The sequence below is a fragment of the Otoolea muris genome (genome assembly GCF_943193115.1).
In the GTDB taxonomy this organism is placed as follows: Bacteria; Bacillota; Clostridia; order Lachnospirales; family Lachnospiraceae; genus Otoolea; species Otoolea muris.
Genome location: NZ_CALPCY010000004.1, coordinates 104,552 through 124,156, shown reverse-complemented (window position 1 = coordinate 124,156; position 19,605 = coordinate 104,552). Strand labels below are relative to the sequence as shown.

18 protein-coding genes are annotated in these 19,605 nt (G+C 55.1%); 10 read left to right on the top strand and 8 right to left on the bottom strand.

What is annotated here, in order from left to right; translation table 11 throughout:
- Positions 1-40: 40 nt before the first annotated feature.
- The 6 genes from fabF (at position 41) to NFS31_RS04560 (ending at position 5,682) form a co-directional block, all read left to right on the top strand.
- The gene (gene fabF / locus NFS31_RS04585) at positions 41-1,294 is read left to right on the top strand and encodes a beta-ketoacyl-ACP synthase II (RefSeq protein WP_251492086.1); all 1,254 of its coding nucleotides are present in this window, start codon (positions 41-43) and stop codon (positions 1,292-1,294) included.
- 3 nt (positions 1,295-1,297) lie between these two features.
- Positions 1,298-1,720: a 3-hydroxyacyl-ACP dehydratase FabZ gene (gene fabZ, locus NFS31_RS04580; protein WP_251492084.1), complete on the top strand. Its 423-nt coding sequence runs from the start codon at positions 1,298-1,300 to the stop codon at positions 1,718-1,720.
- Between the two features lie 11 nt (positions 1,721-1,731).
- Positions 1,732-3,699, top strand: coding sequence for an acetyl-CoA carboxylase, carboxyltransferase subunit beta (gene accD, locus NFS31_RS04575; RefSeq protein ID WP_251492083.1), 1,968 nt, complete (start codon positions 1,732-1,734; stop codon positions 3,697-3,699).
- 43 nt (positions 3,700-3,742) lie between these two features.
- Entirely contained in the window at positions 3,743-4,846 is a 1,104-nt protein-coding gene (locus NFS31_RS04570; RefSeq protein ID WP_251492082.1) for an NAD(P)H-dependent flavin oxidoreductase, read from the top strand.
- Between the two features lie 177 nt (positions 4,847-5,023).
- Positions 5,024-5,281: a hypothetical protein gene (locus tag NFS31_RS04565; RefSeq protein ID WP_251492081.1), complete on the top strand. Its 258-nt coding sequence runs from the start codon at positions 5,024-5,026 to the stop codon at positions 5,279-5,281.
- Complete coding sequence (locus tag NFS31_RS04560; RefSeq protein WP_251492080.1) at positions 5,278-5,682, top strand: type II toxin-antitoxin system VapC family toxin; 405 nt, start codon at positions 5,278-5,280, stop codon at positions 5,680-5,682. The genes NFS31_RS04565 and NFS31_RS04560 overlap by 4 nt, the downstream gene beginning before the upstream one ends.
- Positions 5,683-5,705: 23 nt before the next feature.
- Here the strand turns inward: NFS31_RS04560 and NFS31_RS04555 are convergent, their stop codons facing one another.
- From NFS31_RS04555 to NFS31_RS04525, 7 genes are all read right to left on the bottom strand, one after another.
- Entirely contained in the window at positions 5,706-7,154 is a 1,449-nt protein-coding gene (locus NFS31_RS04555) for an AMP-binding protein (RefSeq protein ID WP_251492079.1), read from the bottom strand.
- Between the two features lie 93 nt (positions 7,155-7,247).
- On the bottom strand, positions 7,248-8,453 hold the full coding sequence (locus tag NFS31_RS04550) for an acyl-CoA reductase (protein ID WP_251492078.1): 1,206 nt from the start codon (positions 8,451-8,453) through the stop codon (positions 7,248-7,250).
- Positions 8,443-9,516 (bottom strand): LuxE/PaaK family acyltransferase, encoded by a 1,074-nt coding sequence (locus NFS31_RS04545; RefSeq protein ID WP_251492077.1) that lies wholly within the window; start codon positions 9,514-9,516, stop codon positions 8,443-8,445. The genes NFS31_RS04550 and NFS31_RS04545 overlap by 11 nt, the downstream gene beginning before the upstream one ends.
- Positions 9,506-10,222, bottom strand: a complete 717-nt coding sequence (locus tag NFS31_RS04540; RefSeq protein WP_251492076.1) for an MBL fold metallo-hydrolase — start codon at positions 10,220-10,222, stop codon at positions 9,506-9,508. The genes NFS31_RS04545 and NFS31_RS04540 overlap by 11 nt, the downstream gene beginning before the upstream one ends.
- A complete protein-coding gene (locus NFS31_RS04535; protein ID WP_251492075.1) occupies positions 10,203-10,442 on the bottom strand; it encodes an acyl carrier protein in 240 nt (79 codons plus the stop codon). The genes NFS31_RS04540 and NFS31_RS04535 overlap by 20 nt, the downstream gene beginning before the upstream one ends.
- A gap of 94 nt (positions 10,443-10,536) precedes the next feature.
- Entirely contained in the window at positions 10,537-11,346 is an 810-nt protein-coding gene (locus NFS31_RS04530; protein ID WP_251492074.1) for a MaoC family dehydratase, read from the bottom strand.
- A gap of 7 nt (positions 11,347-11,353) precedes the next feature.
- Complete coding sequence (locus NFS31_RS04525) at positions 11,354-11,644, bottom strand: NifU family protein (RefSeq protein WP_251492073.1); 291 nt, start codon at positions 11,642-11,644, stop codon at positions 11,354-11,356.
- Between the two features lie 407 nt (positions 11,645-12,051).
- Here NFS31_RS04525 and NFS31_RS04520 point away from each other — a divergent pair, with 407 nt between their 5' ends.
- From NFS31_RS04520 to NFS31_RS04505, 4 genes are all read left to right on the top strand, one after another.
- Complete coding sequence (locus NFS31_RS04520; RefSeq protein WP_251492071.1) at positions 12,052-13,500, top strand: 4-hydroxyphenylacetate 3-hydroxylase family protein; 1,449 nt, start codon at positions 12,052-12,054, stop codon at positions 13,498-13,500.
- Between the two features lie 261 nt (positions 13,501-13,761).
- The gene (locus NFS31_RS04515; protein WP_251492069.1) at positions 13,762-15,072 is read left to right on the top strand and encodes an acetyl-CoA hydrolase/transferase family protein; all 1,311 of its coding nucleotides are present in this window, start codon (positions 13,762-13,764) and stop codon (positions 15,070-15,072) included.
- Positions 15,073-15,127: 55 nt separating this feature from the next.
- Positions 15,128-16,489, top strand: coding sequence for a SulP family inorganic anion transporter (locus NFS31_RS04510; protein ID WP_251492067.1), 1,362 nt, complete (start codon positions 15,128-15,130; stop codon positions 16,487-16,489).
- 302 nt (positions 16,490-16,791) lie between these two features.
- Positions 16,792-18,207 (top strand): sigma-54 interaction domain-containing protein, encoded by a 1,416-nt coding sequence (locus NFS31_RS04505; protein ID WP_331482492.1) that lies wholly within the window; start codon positions 16,792-16,794, stop codon positions 18,205-18,207.
- Positions 18,208-18,215: 8 nt separating this feature from the next.
- Here the strand turns inward: NFS31_RS04505 and rpoN are convergent, their stop codons facing one another.
- On the bottom strand, positions 18,216-19,589 hold the full coding sequence (rpoN, locus tag NFS31_RS04500; protein WP_251492065.1) for an RNA polymerase factor sigma-54: 1,374 nt from the start codon (positions 19,587-19,589) through the stop codon (positions 18,216-18,218).
- Positions 19,590-19,605: the final 16 nt, after the last annotated feature.

Below are 19,605 nucleotides of genomic sequence, written 5' to 3'. Positions count from 1 at the left end.
GAACTGTTGCCAGGCAGTCAGAAAGGTAAGAGGAATCATTATGGAAAATAAGATACGTGTTGTGGTGACAGGAATGGGAGCGGTTACTCCGATTGGCAATGATGTGGAGACATTCTGGCAGGGCCTGAAGGATAAGAAACTGGGCTTTGGGCCGATTACGTATTTTGACACCGCGGATTACAAGGCCACGGTGGCTGCGCAGGTAAAGGATTTCAACGCAAAGGACTATATGGATCCAAAGGCAGCCAGAAGGATGGAGGCATTCTCACAGTATGCGGTGGCGGCTGCGTCCCAGGCGCTTAAGCAGTCCGGGCTCGATTTGGAGAAAGAGGACCCGTACCGTATCGGAACAAGCATTGGTTCCGGCATCGGAAGCCTGCAGGCGATCGAGAGGGAATACAAAAAGCTCCTGGACAAGGGGCCGGGCCGCGTGAATCCGCTTCTGGTTCCTCTGATGATCAGCAATATGGCCGTGGGCAATGTGGCGATTCAGTTTGGCCTTAAAGGCAAATCCATCAATGTGGTGACAGCCTGCGCGACGGGGACGAACTCGATCGGGGAGGCGTTCCGCTCTATCCAGCACGGCGAGGCGGATGTGATGGTAGCCGGCGGTTCGGAGGCGAGCATTACCCCCATCGGCCTGGCTGGTTTTACGGCTCTGACCGCCCTGTCCTCCAACCCGGATCCGAATACGGCTTCCCGCCCGTTTGACAAGGACCGCGACGGCTTTGTGATGGGCGAGGGCGCGGGAATCGTGGTGCTGGAGTCCCTGGAGCACGCAAAGGCGCGGGGCGCAAAGATTCTGGCCGAGGTAGCCGGTTACGGCGGAAGCAATGACGCGTTCCATATCACATCCCCGGCTGAGGACGGAAGCGGCGCAGCCATGGCGATGAAGGCGGCGATGAAAGATGCGGGCATTGCGCCGGAGCAGGTGGACTATGTGAACGCGCACGGAACGAGCACGCATCACAACGATTTGTTTGAGACCATGGCAATCAAGACCGCTCTGGGAGAGCACGCCTATAAGATTAAGGTGAATTCCACAAAATCCATGATCGGACATCTCCTGGGCGCCGCCGGAGGCGTGGAGTTTATAGCCTGTGTGAAATCCATTGAAGAGGGCTATGTGCATGCGACCGCAGGCTTAAAGGAGCCGGGCGAGGGCTGCGATCTGGATTATGTGATGGGCGAAGGCGTTCCCATGGACGTCAATTGCGCCATCTCCAATTCCCTGGGCTTCGGCGGAGTGAACGCAAGCCTTGTGATTAAGAAATTTGCGGGACAGGGGGAGTAAGCCATGCTGGGAATTAAGGAAATTCAGGAGATTATCCCTCACCGCCACCCGTTTCTGCTCATCGACTGCATCGAGGAGCTGACGCCGGGCGAGGGGGCGACTGGCTATAAGTCTGTAACGTATAATGAACCGTGGTTTGCGGGCCATTTCCCGCAGGAGCCGGTCATGCCGGGCGTCCTGATCGTGGAGGCGCTTGCTCAGGTAGGGGCTGTGGCTATCCTGAGCGAAGAGGAAAACAAGGGAAAGGTAGCCTATTTCGGCGCTATCAATAATGCGAAGTTTAAGAATAAAGTAGTTCCCGGGGATAAGCTTAAGCTGGAATGCCATATCATCAAGAGAAAGGGTCCCGTGGGGATCGGAAGCGCAAAGGCGACAGTAGACGGAAAGCTGGCTGTATCGGCTGAGCTGACCTTTATGATTGGATAGGGAGGACGAATATGTTTAAAAATTTATTTAAAAAGACTTATACGACCATCAACTCCAAAGAGAATGCAGAAGGAACATCTGTGAAGGAAGGTACAGCTCCTGTCGAAGCAGGGAGCGTTTCGCAAGCGGTTCAGGGAACAGGAGCGCAGGAGGCGCCAGACACAGGCGCAGCGGCCGAAGCAGGCGCGGGAACAAAGGAGAAGGAAAAGGCGCCCGAGCCGCCGAAGGCCAGCTCGCCGCAGGAGATCAAGGATCTCTGGAGGCGCTGTAACAAGTGCGGGCGTCCGATTTTAGTCCAGGCGGTTAAGGACAATGATTACATCTGTCCGGAGTGCGGCGGCTATTTCCGCGTACACGCCTACCGTCGGATCGAAATGCTGATCGATGAGGGAACCTTTGAGGAGTGGGATAAGGAGATGGAGATCGTTAATCCCTTAAATTTCCCGGGTTATGAGAAGAAGGTAACGGCTGCGAGGGAGAAAACCAACTTAAACGAGGCGGTTGTGGCAGGAAAGGGTAAGATCTTCGGCTATGATACCGTGATCGCGGTCTGTGACTGCCGTTTCCTGATGAGCAGTATGGGACATAATGTGGGCGAGAAGATCGCGCGGGCTGTGGAGAGGGCTACAAAGGAGCAGCTTCCGGTGATCATCTTTGCCGCTTCGGGCGGCGCGAGGATGCAGGAGGGCATGATTTCCCTGATGCAGATGGCCAAGACCTCCGCGGCGCTCAAGCGCCACTCCGAGGCCGGGCTTCTGTACGTGAGCGTGCTGACCGAGCCGACGACCGGAGGCGTGACGGCGAGCTTTGCCATGCTGGGCGACATCATCCTGGCAGAGCCGGGCGCGCTGATTGGCTTTGCGGGTCCCCGCGTGATTGAGCAGACCATTAACCAGAAGCTGCCGGAGGGCTTCCAGAGGGCGGAATTCCAGTTGGAGCACGGCTTTGTGGATCGCATTACGGAGCGCCATGACCAGAAAAAGCTCCTGGGCCAGATCTTAAAGCTGCACAGCAAAGAGCACGGCTGGGAGAAATGGTCGGATGAGCGCAATTCTGTGCGCCCGTCGGTGTCGGACTTCCTGTCCAGCACAGCGACCTGGCTGGCCGGCGGAAGCGAGGTAAAGCCGGCAAAGAGCCGCAGAGCGCCGTTTTCCGGTATTATGCGCCAGAAGACGCTGGATAAGATCAAGGGACGTCAGAGAGAGGCATGGGACACCGTGCGCCAGTCCCGCAGCGCGGGCCGTCTGACGGCGACGGATTATATCCGGATTCTGTTTGACAATTTTATGGAAATGCATGGAGACCGCTATTTCGGGGATGACGGCGCGGTGGTCGGCGGCGTGGCTTCCTTCTACGGGATGCCGGTGACGGTCATCGGACAGGAGCGCGGCCATTCGCCCAAGGACAGCATGAAACGCAAATTCGGCATGCCGTCTCCGGAGGGCTACCGCAAGGCGCTCAGACTCATGAAACAGGCGGAAAAATTCAACCGGCCCATTATCTGCTTTGTGGACACGCCGGGCGCATATCCGGGCATGGAGGCAGAGGAGAGAGGCCAGGGCGAGGCGATTGCCCGCAACCTGTTTGAGATGTCAGATATGAAGGTGCCGATCCTGACTGTGATTACCGGGCAGGGAGGCAGCGGCGGCGCGCTGGCGCTGGCGGTGTCAAACGAGGTGTGGATGCTTGAAAACTCGACGTACTCTATCCTTTCCCCGGAGGGCTTTGCCTCCATCCTGTGGAAGGACGCGAAGCGCGCGGATGAGGCGGCAAAGGTGATGAAGATCACAGCGGAGGATCTCTATGATCTGGGTATGATCGAGCGGATCATCTCCGAAGATCAGCCGGCTACGGCGGAGAATATCGAGGTGATCGGGCAGATTATTGACAAGCATATGAGAGAATTTTTCAAATCCTGCGCCCAGAGGACGCCGGAGGAGATCGTAACGCAGAGATACGACAGGTTCAGGAAGATATAGCATAAAAAGAGGCGGCGTACTGCAGATCGGACAGGAGACAGGTATGTGCGGATTAAGACCATTGAAAATAGGAACACTGACAGCCAGGCTTCCGGTTATCCAGGGCGGGATGGGGGTGGGCATCAGCCTGTCCTCCCTGGCCGGGGCCGTGGCCAGAGAGGGCGGGATCGGACTGATTTCCACTGCCCAGATCGGTTTTCGCGAGCCGGATTTTGCAGAGGATTCCCAGGCGGCCAATCTGCGGGCCATTGAGAAAGAGCTGAAAAAAGCCAGAGAGATTGCGCCAAAAGGGATCCTTGGCTTTAACATTATGGTGGCGACAAAAAACTATGCGGAATATGTAAAGGCCGCAGTGAAGGCCGGGGCGGATCTGATCGTCTCCGGCGCCGGCCTTCCCGTCGATCTGCCGAAATATGCCAAAGGGGCCGCGACAAAGATTGCCCCGATCGTGTCATCCGTGAAATCAGCGAATGTGATCTGTAAGCTGTGGGATCGGAAGTATCAGACCGCCCCGGATCTGGTGGTCATCGAGGGCCCTCTGGCCGGAGGCCATCTGGGTTTTGCCAGGGAGGAGCTGACCAGTCTGGGAGCGGATACAGAGCACGCTTCAAAAACCTTTAAGAGGGCGGAATATGAGAATGAGATAAAGGGCATTATAAGCCTTGTCAAAAAATACGCGGACAAGTACGGCAGGGAGATCCCGGTGGTCACCGCAGGCGGCATCTATACGCATGAGGATGTGATGCGCCAGATCGGGCTTGGCGCGGACGGCGTACAGGTGGCGACGCGCTTTGTGACCACGCAGGAATGCGACGCGCCGGATGCATATAAACAGGCGTATCTGGACGCCGCGGAAGAGGATATCGTGATCGTAAAAAGCCCGGTCGGCATGCCGGGAAGAGCGATACGAAACGCCTTTCTGCGCGAGGCGGAGAAAGGAAAGGTTGCGGTAAAGCGGTGTTACCATTGCCTGGAGCGCTGCGACAGGACGAATATCCCGTATTGTATCACCCAGGCGCTGGTGAACGCGGCCCAGGGGGATGAGGAGAATGCGCTGCTGTTCTGCGGGAGCAATGCGTGGCGCGCGGATAAGCTGGAGACGGTGCATGAGGTGATGTGCGAATTGTGCGGTTTGCCGGCAGTGTGACGTTCCCTTGGGGTTTGTGGAGATAACTGGAAAAAGGCATCCTGTTTATGAGAGGCGGGATGCCTTTTGTGTGCACAGGCCCGTATAAGGAAGTTAAAAAAAATGTGTTGAGCAGGGCTCTTTTTTGGGATATACTTAATCTGAAAAGATAAATAAGGAAGAAAGGCGGTAATGAATATGTCAGTATTACAGAGGCAGGTGGTTCAATCCCTTAATGGCTTGTCGGATGATAATTTACGCTTTTTGCTTGATATGATACAGCGCTTTATGAAGCCGCATGAAGCTGGAAATAACAATAGTGGTGAACCAGTGATGGGAAAAAAGGGTATCCGCAGAATTGGAAGCTTAGAGGGGCAGGATCTCATCGATATGGATTACGATATAGACGAATGTAACAATGAGATCACTGAGATGTTTGGGGTGTTTGAACAATGAGAATATTGTTAGATACGCATATCGCTGTTTGGGCAGTATTGAATGCTCCTAAGCTTCCTGATAAAGCGAGACAAATGATTCTTGACGAGGAAAATGAAATTTTTTACAGTACAGCTTCCGTATGGGAAATCACGATAAAGCATATGCTGCACCCGGATAAAATCAGGATGAGCGGTAATATTTTGGAAAAAGGCTGCGAAGATAACGGGTACATTGTGCTGCCGATCCTGAATGATCATGTTTCATACCTGGAAACGCTGCATCGTCCCCAGAATGCGCCTAAACACAATGACCCGTTTGACAGAATTATGGTGGCGCAGGCAAAGGCAGAAAAGCTGATGTTTTTAACGCACGATTCGTTGATTCCATATTATAAAGAACCATTTATTATCCCGGTTTAACTAATAGCTGATCCGCCTCCATATTAAAATGGTATATCCGGCAGCTTTTGATAAAGCGTCTTCCCCGCGCTGTTCTTGGGGATTACGTCAATGGGGAATACGCGCAGCCCGCTTGGGTGCAGGCCCGTTTTGGCGGCGATCCACAGCTCTGCCTGTCTGCAGAACGCCTCATCGGCCCCGGCGAGGAAGATCCGCATATGGTCGTCTTCACCGGCGCAGGCGGCCTGGACGCCTTCATACTCTGCCTTAAGGAGGCGTTCGATCTCATCCATGTTCACGCGCATGCCGAACAGCTTTAAAAACCGCTTTTTGCGCCCGGTGATGTAGTAATAGCCATCCGCATCCCGCATGGCCATGTCCCCTGTAAACAGGACGCCGCCCCGCTCATCGCCTTTGGCCAAGCCGGCCCGGCAGGCGGCGTAGCCCATCGTCACGTTTTCGCCCTCATAGACAAGTTCTCCGGTTCTGTCCGGCTCCGTGATTTCCACGTCTTTGTCTTCCATGAGGCGGAAGCGGCCGCCAGGGATGGCGATGCCCATGCTGCCGCATTTTCTGAGCGCGTCTTCTGCCGGGAGGTAGCCCATGCGGGCGGTGGCCTCGGTCTGGCCGTACATAACGATAAAGCTGCGCCCTGTCTGCGCCGCGTATTCCGCAAATTCCCTGTGCAGCTTCGGGGCCAGCTTCCCCCCGGCCTGTGTCATGGTCCTCAGAGAGGGGAGCTCCATGTCAAAAAAGGAGAGCCGCCTTAATATTTCATACGTATAGGGCACGCCGCCAAAGGAGGATGCCTGCTCCTGTCTGAAAAATTCCCAGAATTCTTTTTCAACCATGCTCCGGTTTGTCAGCAGCACCGCAGCGCCTGCGAGAAGGTGGCTGTTGATAATGGAAAGACCGTAGGTATAATGCATCGGCAGCGTGGTAATCGGGCGTTCTGAGGCGTTTAAGTCCAGATAATCCGCGATGGACGCCGCGTTTGCCGAGATGTTTTTCCGGCTCTGGCGGACAAGCTTGGGGCTTCCGGTGCTGCCGGAGGTGGTTAAAAGCAGCGCCAGATCAGGGTGGAGCGCAGGATAAGGCGCTCTTTGCCCGGCCGGCGTATATTGATATACGGTATAGCCGAAGCCTTCTGCGGCAGGTACAGCGTCTGCGGATACATCTGCGCATAGGTCTGCCGGGAAGGCGATATAATCCGGCGCATAGGTCTGAATTAGCCGCGCTGCCAGCGCCTGCTCCATTTTTGCATCTAACAGCAGGGGAACGATTTTTTTGTTTAAACAGGCCAGATAAAAGAATACCGCGCCAATAGAGTTTTCACAAAATAAAAACAGCAGGGTTCCTGTCCTCAGTTTGTTTTCAACGGAGCTGTAGAAGGCCGTGAAATCGCCGTACGTTACGCCCTTTCCGGTATCCTCTAAAAGCATCAGGCGTTTGCTTAAGCCTGGATTGATTTTATAAAATTCTTTATATTCCATAAACGCTCCTTTCATAGGCCCCGGAGTCTGTGAGAGCCTGAATCTCCCGCAAAGCGGGGCGCGGGATGGCGGGAATGGTGTATCAAATACGCTTTAACGGCTGATCCGGCGCGAGAGGCTGTCGATTAGGTTTTTTCCGTCCCAGGTCAGATCCATGAACAGGGCCTGCCCGACGGGCGCGATGCGGGAGACGCCCCGCAGCCTGCCCCGGAGCGCGGTTTCCATGAGCGCTTCCCCTGAGACGCCGAAGAAGGTTACGGTCTGCGTCTTTTCGGACACGGCGTCTGCCCATTCTCCTTTTTCCTGCATGTGGTATTCTAAAAAGCTTCCAAACTGCATCGGGATATCGGGAAAGTCCCGGGAGAGAGCTGACAGCTCCAGCACATACAGGAGGTTGTCCCAGCGCCGGATGCGGCATACGCGCCCGTTTTGCCCCGCATATTCCCAGAGCGCGCCGTATTTGCGGGTGACCTTGATTTCGGAAAGGCGGTATCGCCGGGCCGCCTTTGCCGCCGCGTTCCAGAAACGGCTCGCGGCGCGCGCTCCTGTTTTGGCGTCGCTTTCCTCCCAGCATACGAGCTTCGGACAGGAGCAGGCATTTTGATCCATGGCGTAGGTATCGTTATAAAAGCGCGCCGCCAGATCGCAAAGCGCCTCGTGCGGGAGCGCGAGGACGGCGTCTGCGCCCAGCACGCAGAGGGAGGCGCGGTCCGGGAAGGAGAGCTCAACGGCCCGGGGCCTTATAGGGATCCGGCGGATTTCTTCCACGGTCCGGTCTCCTCCCCAGACGACGCGCGCGCTGCATTCGCTGCTGAAGCGCTGTGTAAGGTCCGTAAGGCTGCGGTCATAGGCCAGGACAGAGATCCGCTTTACCAGGGGGGCATACGCGCCGTCTGCGAGCAGTTCCCGGATCAGTGCGCATAATTGCTCCGCGTCCCCGGTCCGCCGCCCGGAGACGCGCACACGGCAGGCGTTTCCGGCCAGAAGGCCGATGGCGCAGGACCAGGCAAATAAGAGCGGCACATTTGCGGGAGCAATATGGAAGGATATGCCCAGGCCCAGGGCGTCGGCCCGCCCATAGGCTTCGCGCAGGCCGAGAAGGTGCGCGCGCCGGAGCCAGAAGCCGAGCGAGCGCATTTCTTCGGACACGTTCCCGCGGGGGAGGGCGCGGATGTTTTCCGACAGGGCGTTTAAAAAGCCGAGCACAGATGCATCAAAGGGCGGCCATGGCGCCGGATCAAGCGTATATGCGCCGGCGAGCAGGGTAACGCCCGCCGGGATGGATTCCTTATGGCTCATATGTATCGCTGCACCCCCTTATCTCAGCGGCCGGGATCCGGCCCGTGATTTTTATATATTTCCCCCTGCGCCCGCAGGGGCAGTCGTCCTCTCCGAGGATGATTCCCGTATCCTCGGTGAGGATCGAATGTCCGGGATAAGAGCGGGCCATGGGGGAAAGAACCTGAATGACGCCCTCGGTTCCATTTTTGCAGCAGGAAAAATCCTCCATATTGCGGATCCGCACATCCGAGTATACGCTGGCATGCAGCCGCCCGTGCTCGCATTCCATATAGATGCAGCCGGTCTGCTCCGCCATTCCGTAATAATTGCGCACTCTGGAAAGGCGCGCCGTGTTTCGCAGGCCCTCTTTGAATGCCTCCCCGCTCACCGCCTCATTTTGGAGCTTTTTCCAGCCGCCGCCGTGGATGAGAAAGCCGTTTTCGAGCGGAAGGGTTCTGCCCAGGGCGGCCAGGGGCTGGCAAAAGTATTTCCAGATAATATAGGTAAAGCCAAATAAAAGCGCTGGCCCGCCCGCCGCGTCTTCCACAAACGCCTCCACAGCGTCAAGGTCAAGCTTCATATCGCTGGTCAGCGCGTAGCGGCGCTTTGTCCCGAAAATGGAAAAGCCGAGGATCCCTGCGCCCCGGGCGGAGAACAGGTTCCGGTCGCGCAGGACGTCCGGCGAATCGATGATCAGCATCGGAAGCCGTTTCCGGCCGATAAAATCGCTGACAATCCGCTCCAGCGTGCGCTGCTGCCAGGCGGCGGTCTGCTGATCAAGAAAAATTCTGGAGGTTTTCTGCCCGCTGGTCCCGGAGGAGGTCATGGTTTTAAAGACTTCTTCCTCCGGAACGCTTGAGAGGGGGAGCTGTTTAAAAAGGGAAACCGGAACCATGGGGATATCTTCCACGGCCCGCATGCCCTGGGCGGGATCGCCTAACAGGCGGCAGACGCGCCCGTAAGGAGCGCAGCGCTCCCGGTGCCAGTCCGTCAGCCGGTTTAAGAGATCCCTGTAAATCTGCTCCTTTTGCGCTGCTGAAAGCGCATAGGGCCCGATGTTTAATAAATCCTCATAATTCATGAAAACGCCTCGCCTCCCCGCACATCTGAAATTCGCGGCCGTGGCCGGGATAAATCCAGGTTCCCTCCGCGATGGTTTGAAGCCATGGCCGCGTATATGTTTCGTACTGTTCCTGGCTGCCGCCCGGCAGGCGTGTGACCACGCGCTCTCCTGGAAGCAGATAATCCCCGGAAAACAGCGCGCCGTCCAGGGAAATCACAGAGCTGCCGGGGGTATGGCCCGGCAGGCGCTTCATATGGAGCCGCCAGCCGCCCAGGAGAAAGCGGATCTCCTCCTCAAAGCAGAGATCCGCCGGCCCGCAGCGAAAGGGTGCGTAGGGCGTCAGCTTCGTCTCATTGCTCTTATAATAGAGAAACGCTTCCATGCGCCGCGACATGTTGGCCTTTGTATCCTGGATTTCCTCACTGCAGGCCCGGCTGCAGACGGTGAGGACAGGAAAATGCTCCCGCAGGCTGTTTAAGGCGCTGATGTGATCACAGTGCCCGTGCGTCAGGAAAACGGGGAGAAAGGCCGGGACATGCCCGGACAGAGCCGGGGCGGGGAGCGGAAAGCAGCCGGCATCGACAACGGCGCAGGTTCCGTTTTTGACAAGCAGATAGCAGCCGCTTCCTGTCACCGGATCAGAGGCGCAGAAAATATCTGCCTCCATCCCGTCCGGTTTCCGGCATCTGCGCCATCCGTCCCGGTTATTCAATGGCCACTCCATATTTTCCCAGCACCTCTTTTCCGGTTTCATAGGAGGTAAACGCCAGCACATCCTGCGTGTCGATACGAATGTCGAACGCCTCCTCCAGCTCGCTCATCAGATCCATATGGCCAATAGAATCCCAGAGCGCGATCCCTCTGTACTTTAAACCGGGCAGCTCGTCATCGGTTTTGCGGAATATGCCGCGGAAAATTTTATTATAGGTTTCTAAATTTGTCATAGCTGGTTCCTCGCTTTCTTTATGGTGCAGGTTTCCGGTTTGGCATAATCTTCGCGCCTGGAAATCAGCGCTTCCACCGCCTCTCGGGGCCGCCTTATCCCCAGTATCCGTCCGTATCGGGATCGGCCTCCGTCTCCCCGGGATTTGCGACCTCAAACAGCTCTTTGGACATAAGCTGCCGGCAGCGCGCGGCCACGGTCATTTCCCCGTTCTGGTTTGTGCAGATGCCGGAAAATGTGCCGATGTAGCCGGCTTTTCCCTCGCGGCAGGAGAGGAAACGGACACGGGCCGTTATGGTGTCGCCGTAAAATACGGGTTTTAAAAAGCGCGTCTGCGCCTCTGTGAAAACCGTCCCCTCTCCGGGGAGCTGCATACCCATGACAGAGGAAATCAGGCTGGCGGTCAGCATGCCGTGCACGAGCGGGCGTCCGAAATCTGATTTTTCCGCAAACGCCGCGTCCGTGTGCAGACGGCTGAAATCTCCCGTCAGGGCCGCGAATTTGTCGATGTCGTCCTTAAAAAAGGTCTTTTCCATCTGCGCGCTCTGGCCCACGCGGAGAACCGTTTTCCGCCCGTTTCCCGCATCAGCGGGGGAAACTTCCTCCCCTGCGGCTTCGTCCCGGCCCCTGCTTTTGGCCTCGCTGCGCTCCGCTCTGAGATAAGCCAGGACCTCTTCAAAGCTGCGCTCCGTGGGCAGTATAAACATCCGTTTCCTGGCCGTAAGGCCGTCGGTTGAGGCGCAGGATCGCATGCAGCCGCAGACAATAAGCCACACGTCGCAGACAGTCCCGGCCGCCGCGGTGCGGAATTCATGTTCCGGAAACTGTTCCTTTAAGAGCTGCGTCTGCCTCCCGCGGTTATAGACGCTGTTGCAGCCGCCGCAGTATTTGATTCCGATAGTCATAGGCTGTTTATCCTTTCACCTGATGGTTTAAAAGCTTCTTTGCAAAATCCAGAAGCTCGGGGCTGACCTCATTGACGAGGACGACATCCTGAACCTGGGGAAGCTCGTCCATCACCGTTTTGCCGATCAGCTCCTCTGTCGTCAGACGGGCGGACGGACAGCCCGCGCACTGTCCGGTCAGACGGATTTTCAGGATTCCGTCTGTAAATTCCAGAATCTGTACATTTCCTTCATGCGCCAGAAGCGACGGACGAACCTTCTCCTCCAGCACGGCTTCGATTTTTTCAATGATATTCATGTATGATACTCCTGCTTTCTTTCTTTGCTATAATATACAGCAATTTTCATGCCAGGGAGGCGGGGCGGTTTTGGATGGAAACGTATACGCTTTTTAAGGTTTTTACGCCGGAATGTGGAAACTCCTGATGCATTTTTGGATCAAATATCCGTTTGGTTGCATTTTCGCAACAAAATATTGCTGGTTTTTTGTCTGTCCCGGCGCTTTTTTTGTCGCTATTTATCAAAAAAGAAAAAATTTCCCCCGGGAAGGGCCGCCCGATGTGCCGAAATAAGGGATGTTTTGCGGGCCGCCGAAAAAAAATTAAAAGAAAACAGGAAAAGGTTCCCGTGTTTTGGCACGCGATTTGCATTAAATCCAGTTATAACAGTTATAAATAAATTTTATAAAGAAAGGAATTATAAGCTATGTTAATGACAGGTGAGCAGTATGTGGAAAGCATGAGAAAATTAAACCTTCAGGTTTACATGTTCGGAAAGAAGATTGAAAATCCGGTCGATGACCCCATTCTCCGTCCGTCTTTAAATTCCGTGAAGGCGACCTATGATCTGGCTCAGATGCCGGAATACGAGGATCTGATGACTGTAAACTCTTCGATTAACGGAGAGAAGATCAACCGCTTTACTCATATCCATCAGAGCACAGAGGATCTGATCAAGAAGGTAAAGATGCAGCGTCTCTGCGGACAGAAGACTGCGGCATGCTTCCAGCGCTGCGTAGGCATGGACGCGTTCAACGCCGTATACAGCACTACATATGAAACTGATGAAAAGCACGGAACGCATTATCATGAAAATTTCAAGAAGTTTTTACAGTATGTTCAGGAAAAGGATCTCACCGTAGACGGCGCTATGACGGATCCCAAGGGAGATCGTTCCCTTGCGCCGCATGCCCAGGCGGATCCGGATCTGTATTTACGGGTTGTTGAGAGAAGAGAGGACGGCATTGTTGTCCGCGGTGCAAAAGCGCATCAGACCGGTTTTGTAAACTCCCATGAGGTGATCGTTATGCCGACCATCGCCATGGGCGAGGACGACAGGGATTATGCCGTATCCTTTGCAGTACCGACTGACGCAAAGGGCATCTTCATGATCGTGGGCCGTCAGTCCTGCGATACGAGAAAGCTGGAGGGCAGCCAGATCGACGTCGGCAATTCCGAGTACGGCGGGACAGAGGCCCTGGTTATTTTTGACGATGTATTTGTGCCGAACGAGCGCATCTTCTTAAATGGAGAGTATGAATTTGCAGGCGTTCTGGTAGAGCGTTTCGCGGGCTACCACAGACAGTCCTACGGCGGATGCAAGGTTGGCGTGGGCGATGTTCTGATCGGCGCGGCGGCTGTGATCGCGGAGTACAACGGCGCGCAGAGAGCTTCCCACGTAAAGGACAAACTGATCGAGATGACGCACTTAAATGAAACCTTATACTGCTGCGGCATTGCATGTTCCGCAGAGGGCGCGCCGACAAAATCCGGCAACTACTTAATCGATCTGCTTCTGGCCAATGTATGTAAGCAGAATGTCACCCGGTTCCCGTATGAGATCGCGCGTCTTGCCGAGGACATCGCAGGCGGCCTGATGGTAACAGCCCCGTCGGAGAAGGACTTAAAGGATCCGTTCCTTGGCAAATATGTGGAGAAGTATTTCCGCGGCGTAAATGCCGTATCGACGGAGAACAGGCTGCGCATGATGCGCCTCATCGAAAATCTGACGCTCGGCGCGGCGGCAGTCGGCTACCGGACCGAGTCCATGCACGGCGCAGGCTCTCCGCAGGCGCAGAGAATCATGATCTCCCGTCAGGGCAACCTTGCCATGAAGAAGAAACTGGCAAAGGCGATCGCCAAGATCGAAGAATAGGAGCGCGGCGTTTGCGGGGGTCGCAGAGAGGGCCCGGCGCTCTCTCTGTGGATTTGAGAGATCTGCCGCCCGCATTTGTATTATGTACTCTTGGAATCTCTCTGCACCTGCCTTTGCGGCTGATTTTCCGCCAGATGCACCCAAATTTAATCAACGTACGCTCCACGTACGCCTCATAAATTTGTGCGCATCTAAAATCATCTCACAAAATCAGGCGCAGCGAGATTCCGATAGTATACTATTTAGAAATGGAGGAATCCCATGAGCTGGGAAAGCGAGTATCAGAGTAAATTGACGGAGGCCGAAAAGGCCGTTGATTTTATTAAATCCGGCGAACGCGTTGTGATCGGCCATGCCTGCGGAGAGCCGTCCCATGTGGTTGAGGCTATGATAGCGAAGGCAGAGCAGTACGAAAATGTTGAGATCGTCCATATGGTGGCCATGGGCAAGGCCGGCTACGCACAGCCGGGCATGGAAAAACATTTCCGCCACAACGCCCTGTTTGTGGGCGGGACGACGAGAAAGGCGGTTCAGGAGGGCCGCGGCGATTATACCCCGTGCTTTTTCTACCGCATTCCGGATTTGTTTACAAACGGAAGCCTTCCGGTCGATGTGGCCATGATCCAGGCATCCCGCCCGGACGGGAACGGGAATATGAGCCTTGGAATCTCGGTGGATTATACGCTTCCGGCTGCCAGAGCCGCGAAGAAGGTCATTGTACAGGTGAATAAAGAAATGCCGGGAACCGGGGGAGATAGCTGCATAAACGCGGCGGATGCGAATATTGTGGCCATTGTCGAGCATGACGCCCCGATCATTGAGCTGGCCCCGCCGAAAATCAGCGACGTGGAAAAGGCTATTGGCGCAAACTGCGCGTCCCTGATAAACGACGGCGATACGCTGCAGCTTGGGATCGGCGCGATCCCGGACGCGGTGCTTTTATTCCTGAAAGAGAAAAAGGATCTGGGCATCCATTCCGAGATGTTTTCCGACGGCGTTGTGGAATTAGTGGAGAGCGGCGTTATTACCAATAAGAAAAAGACCACGCATGTGGGAAAATTTGTGGCCAATTTCCTGATGGGGACAAAACGGCTGTATGACTTTGTAAATAACAATCCGGATGTGGAGATGTACCCGGTTGATTATGTAAATAACCCGGTTGTGGTGATGAAGGAGGACAATATTGTCTCCATCAATTCCTGCGTGCAGATTGATCTGATGGGACAGGCGGCTTCGGAATCGATCGGCTATACGCAGATATCCGGCGTCGGCGGCCAGGTGGACTTTATCCGCGGCGCATCCATGGCTAAAAACGGCCGCTCGATCCTGGCGTTCCCGTCCACGGCGGCCAAAGGGACCGTGTCCAAGATTGTGCCTCTGCTGGACGAGGGAGCGGCCGTCACAACGTCCCGGAACGATATCGACTACGCTGTGACAGAGTACGGCGTTGCGAAGCTGGCGGGAAAGACCTTAAAGGATCGCGCCCGAGCGCTGATCGAGATCGCGCATCCCGATTTCCGCGACGGCTTAAAATCAGTGTATGAACAGAGGTTCCATTGTAAATATGAATAAACAGGTTACTGTGAACCGTAACATAAACAGTTGGACAGAATAGGAGTAATTACTTATGGCAATGAAACGTGAATATGGACAGGAGCAGCCGTATATTCCTGCCGGCATATTTAAGATCCGCCTTCCATTTATCCACTACAGATGGGAGATTTCCGAGTGCCTGCAGGCCATCCTGATGTGCGCGACCTGCTTGGGCGCGATCCCGGTCCTCGAGGAGGTGCTGGGGGTTCCCTATGAGGTGGCCTGGAGCATGGTGATTATCAACGGCTTTTTCTACAGTATGCACGCGCTGCTGGGCGATCCGGTCGTTCCGGGCTGGATCACGCCGGCCATTCCGCTTGTCACCGCGTTCCTGACCCTGTCCGAGCAGGGGCCGGCGAGAACGCAAAGCCTGATTGCCCTGCAGCTCATGGTCGGTATCATCTTCCTTTTTATGGGAGTAACGGGGCTTGCCAGCAAAATCATCGGCGCGATCCCGAACGCGATCAAATCCGGCGTGCTTGTCGGCGCGGGCTTTTCCGCGATTATGGGCGAATTTAAGGACGGCGGACGGGCGGGCATGTACCCGGCCACAGTGCTGATCGGCTCTGTCATCGCCTATTTCCTGCTTTTTTCGATGCTGTTTAAGAAAATGAAGGCAAAGAATAAGCTGTGGTATATGGTCGGGAATTTCGGCATGCTGCCGGCGATCATCATCGCGGTGATCATCGGGCCGCTTTCCGGCGAGCTTCCGCCGCCAAACCTGGTGCTCGGAGAGGTGATCAAGATTCCGGAATTCGGCGCGATTATGAGCACGTTGAGTCCGTTTTCCATCGGTTTTCCGGGCATCGGGCAGTTTATCGCGGCGATCCCGACGGCGATCTCTGTCTATATCATCGCCTTCGGCGATTTCGTATCCAGCGAGCAGCTTTTGTCAGCCGCCGACGAGATCCGGCAGGATGAAAAGATTGACTTTAACGCCAACCGTTCCAATATAATCAGCGCAATCCGCAACATCGTACAGTCCCTGATCTGCCCCTATGTGGCTCTCTGCGGGCCTCTGTGGGCGGCGGTAACCGCCTCTGTTGCAGAGCGCTATAAGGACGGCAGGGAATCTATGGATTCGATCTTCAGCGGCGTGGGCACATTCCGCTGGATGACGTTCATCTGCGTGGCGCTCGTCCCGGTCGCATCCTTTGTGCAGCCGATCCTTCCGGCGGCCCTGTCCCTTACGCTGATTGTGCAGGGATATGTATGCTGCCAGATTGGGCTGGGCATGATAAAGACAGACGCAGAGCGCGGCATCGCAGGCGCTATGGCCGGTATCCTCGCCATTAAGGGCGCGGCCTGGGGGCTTGCTGCCGGCGTGATTGTCTACATTCTGATCTATGGGAATTTCAAAAATCCGGTCGTGGAGGAAAAAGCGTCGAACGCGTAAAATTACAGAAGATACACAGGCCAGAGGGAGTCGTGGAAAGTCCGCCGGGAGCAGGCGGCGCTTTCAAGCTCTCCCTGGCCGTCATCATTTCCCGGGGCGGTCCGGCAGATGCTGTCGCACATGAGCCGGCGCGAGGCGTTTTTTTGAGCCGGGTTATGCCATACATCGCTGTTTTAACAGTGTTGATATTTTTTTAACAGCACGTTAAAATGAGGCTGTCGGACAGCCGTCTGCGGCTGAAGAATCATAACAGTTCAGAGGTTGTCTGAACTGTTACGAAAAATCAGGGGGAGAGGGGAGAAATGATGCAGAACAGAAAAGAGATTGCGGAGCCTTTGAGCAGCGAATATCTGGATGCGATTATTGAGCATTCCTTTGACGGGATTTATATTACGGACGGACAGGCCAATACGATTAAGGTGAACCGTTCTTATCTTACGATTTCGGGCTTAAAGAAAAGCGAGGTGCTGGGCTATAATATGAGGGAGCTGGTCCGCAATAAGACGATTTCCGCTTCCGGTACGCTGATGGCTCTGGCGCAGAAGCGCCCGATTACGATTCAGCAGGAATTTAAGACCGGAAAGCGCGCCTTAATTACGAGCACTCCGATTACCAATGTGCAGGATGAGGTGATTCTTGTGATCACCAATGTCCGTGATATAACGGAATTGTACCGCTTAAAGGAGGAGGCCGCGCAGTTCCATCAAAAGGAGCGCAAGCTTCGCAAGGAGCTGGAGCATATACAGAGGGATTCCCTCAAACGCTGCTGCCTGACAGCCGAGGATCAGAAAACAATGGAGATTATCTCCCTGTCAAAGCGGGTTGCTCCTCTGGATACCACGGTGATCCTGCTGGGAGAGACCGGGGTGGGGAAGGAGGTGTTTGCAAAATATATTTACCAGAACAGCAGCCGGAATGACAAGCCCTTTATTAAGGTAAACTGCGGCGCAATCCCGGCGAACCTGGTGGAGAGCGAGCTGTTCGGATATGAAAAGGGCGCTTTTACGGGAGCGGACCGGAACGGGAAGATGGGGCTGTTCGAGGTGGCAGATACGGGAACCATTTTTCTTGACGAGGTGGGGGAACTGCCCCTGGATATGCAGGTCAAACTCCTGCGCGTGCTGCAGGAGCAGGAGTTTGAGCGGATCGGGGGCCGGAAGCCCGTGAAGGCCGACGTGCGGGTCCTGGCGGCCACCAACCGGAACTTAGAGGAGATGGTGAGGCAGAAGGCGTTCCGGGAGGATCTGTACTACAGGCTGATGATCTTCCCAATCCATATCCCGCCGCTCAGGGAGCGGCCCGCGGATATCATCCCGCTTGCCAGCCTGTTTCTGTCACAGCTCAATAAGAAGTATAATTTCAAGAAATATTTTTCGCTGATTTCCATTACCATGATGAAAGACTATAACTGGCCCGGGAATATCCGCGAGCTGCGCAATATTGTGGAACGGGCGGCCATCATCAGCAGCGGCGACGAGATCACGCCGGACGCCCTTTCGCTGTATCCGGCCGGGGAACGCCCGAAGGCCGCGCCATGCGTGCCGGCGCACACAGGAAGCTTAAAGAGCGCGATCGAGGCGCTGGAGCTGGAATATATCAACCATGCGTATGAGACGTTTGGCAACGTGCGGGACGCCGCCGCAAGCCTTGGCATGACGCCCTCCACGTTTGTGCGGAAACGTCAGCGCTTCAGCGCGCAGGTTAAGGATCTGATGTAAATGGCGCGCTACCCCCAGATTTTACGCCCGTTTTTATCCGGCAGATTCATTTCGCCCCTGTATTTATTGACGGTCCTGCGCGAGATATGGATATCATGCTGCAAAAGCTTTTCGCTGATCGCCTGATCGCTGTAGGGATTTTGCTTGTCTTCCCCGTCCACGATGGTCTTAATCAATGCTTTTACCTGCTCCGGGGTCTTTTCCTGCGTTGTCCCGGCCGCTTTCCCCGCGGCGCAGGTCAGAAAATAGTTCAGCGGGAATATCCCCCAGTGGCACTGGAGATATTTGCCGTGCAGGGCCCGGCTGACGGTGGATTCGTGCAGGTTAAGCTTATCCGCCAGATCAGAGAGCTTCATCGGGCGTTTGTATCCGGTTCCGCGCAGGAAAAAGTCATTCTGAAGCTGCACGAGCTCATGCATGACGCGCGCGAGCGTGGAGGCGCGCTGTTCGATGCAGCTGGAAACCCACCTGGCCTGCCGGATTTTCTCGTGCAGATAGGCTTTGGCCTCCTTATCGGCGATCGTGCGGTGCATATCCTGATAATAGCTGCTGATATGAAATCCGGGATACTTGTACTCATTGATCAGAATTTCAAAGGAACCCTCTAATGTAACGATAATAACATCCGGGGTGATATATTGAAGGTAATTCCTGCTGTAAAAGGCGCTTCCCGGTTTAGGCTGGAGCCTGCGGATTTCCTCGCAGGCCAGGGTTACTTCCTCCATGGAGGCGTTCAGTTTTTTCGCAATATGCGGCAGATGGTTCCTGGCGATATCGTTTAAATGGTTCTTTATAATAGCCTCTGTCAGTTTATGTGTACTGCCTCCGCGCTCTATCTGCAAAAGCAGACATTCTTCCAGGGAGCGCGCGCCGATTCCCGCGGGGTTTAGAGACTGGATCACCTTCAGAAGACGCTCAATATGCGGGACATCCACATGATACGCTTCGGCGGCGACCGACAATTCATCCGGATAATAGCCGCGCTCATCCAGGGACAGGATCATAAATTTCAGGATGGACCGATCCTGTCCGGAAAAGCCGGACAGTAGGATCTGGGATAAAAGATAATCGCTTAAGCTTTCCTCCGCCCAGTTTTGATCATGCCAGTTGTCCTCCGGGCTGTCATCGCCGCGTTCCTGCTGGTAATACACCCTGTTCTGCAGATCCGTCGATTCCAGCCAGTCTAATTTGCGCTGCAGCTCCTCCTGCTGCGCCGGGAGGTCTTCCCGGCCCCGCTCGTCCAGTTCCATGACAGGGTTCTCAAGCGCCAGGTTTTCCAGATAGCTCTCCAGCTCAAGCGCATTCATCTGAAGGATTTCCATGGATTGGATCATGTGCTGAGCCAGCCCCTGTTTTTGCGAAAGCTCTATATACTGTTCCATAATACCCCTCTTTTGT

Excerpts from the sequence above, each read along its gene's own strand:
- NFS31_RS04570 (WP_251492082.1), top strand. The coding sequence starts at position 3,743 with ATGTGCGGATTAAGACCATTGAAAATAGGAACACTGACAGCCAGGCTT.
- NFS31_RS04540 (WP_251492076.1), bottom strand. The coding sequence starts at position 10,222 with ATGGAGTGGCCATTGAATAACCGGGACGGATGGCGCAGATGCCGGAAA.
- fabF (WP_251492086.1), top strand. The coding sequence starts at position 41 with ATGGAAAATAAGATACGTGTTGTGGTGACAGGAATGGGAGCGGTTACT.
- NFS31_RS04550 (WP_251492078.1), bottom strand. The coding sequence starts at position 8,453 with ATGAGCCATAAGGAATCCATCCCGGCGGGCGTTACCCTGCTCGCCGGC.
- NFS31_RS04535 (WP_251492075.1), bottom strand. The coding sequence starts at position 10,442 with ATGACAAATTTAGAAACCTATAATAAAATTTTCCGCGGCATATTCCGC.
- NFS31_RS04565 (WP_251492081.1), top strand. The coding sequence starts at position 5,024 with ATGTCAGTATTACAGAGGCAGGTGGTTCAATCCCTTAATGGCTTGTCG.
- NFS31_RS04555 (WP_251492079.1), bottom strand. The coding sequence starts at position 7,154 with ATGGAATATAAAGAATTTTATAAAATCAATCCAGGCTTAAGCAAACGC.
- NFS31_RS04520 (WP_251492071.1), top strand. The coding sequence starts at position 12,052 with ATGTTAATGACAGGTGAGCAGTATGTGGAAAGCATGAGAAAATTAAAC.
- NFS31_RS04525 (WP_251492073.1), bottom strand. The coding sequence starts at position 11,644 with ATGAATATCATTGAAAAAATCGAAGCCGTGCTGGAGGAGAAGGTTCGT.
- accD (WP_251492083.1), top strand. The coding sequence starts at position 1,732 with ATGTTTAAAAATTTATTTAAAAAGACTTATACGACCATCAACTCCAAA.
- NFS31_RS04510 (WP_251492067.1), top strand. The coding sequence starts at position 15,128 with ATGGCAATGAAACGTGAATATGGACAGGAGCAGCCGTATATTCCTGCC.
- NFS31_RS04545 (WP_251492077.1), bottom strand. The coding sequence starts at position 9,516 with ATGAATTATGAGGATTTATTAAACATCGGGCCCTATGCGCTTTCAGCA.
- NFS31_RS04560 (WP_251492080.1), top strand. The coding sequence starts at position 5,278 with ATGAGAATATTGTTAGATACGCATATCGCTGTTTGGGCAGTATTGAAT.
- NFS31_RS04505 (WP_331482492.1), top strand. The coding sequence starts at position 16,792 with ATGATGCAGAACAGAAAAGAGATTGCGGAGCCTTTGAGCAGCGAATAT.
- rpoN (WP_251492065.1), bottom strand. The coding sequence starts at position 19,589 with ATGGAACAGTATATAGAGCTTTCGCAAAAACAGGGGCTGGCTCAGCAC.
- NFS31_RS04515 (WP_251492069.1), top strand. The coding sequence starts at position 13,762 with ATGAGCTGGGAAAGCGAGTATCAGAGTAAATTGACGGAGGCCGAAAAG.
- fabZ (WP_251492084.1), top strand. The coding sequence starts at position 1,298 with ATGCTGGGAATTAAGGAAATTCAGGAGATTATCCCTCACCGCCACCCG.
- NFS31_RS04530 (WP_251492074.1), bottom strand. The coding sequence starts at position 11,346 with ATGACTATCGGAATCAAATACTGCGGCGGCTGCAACAGCGTCTATAAC.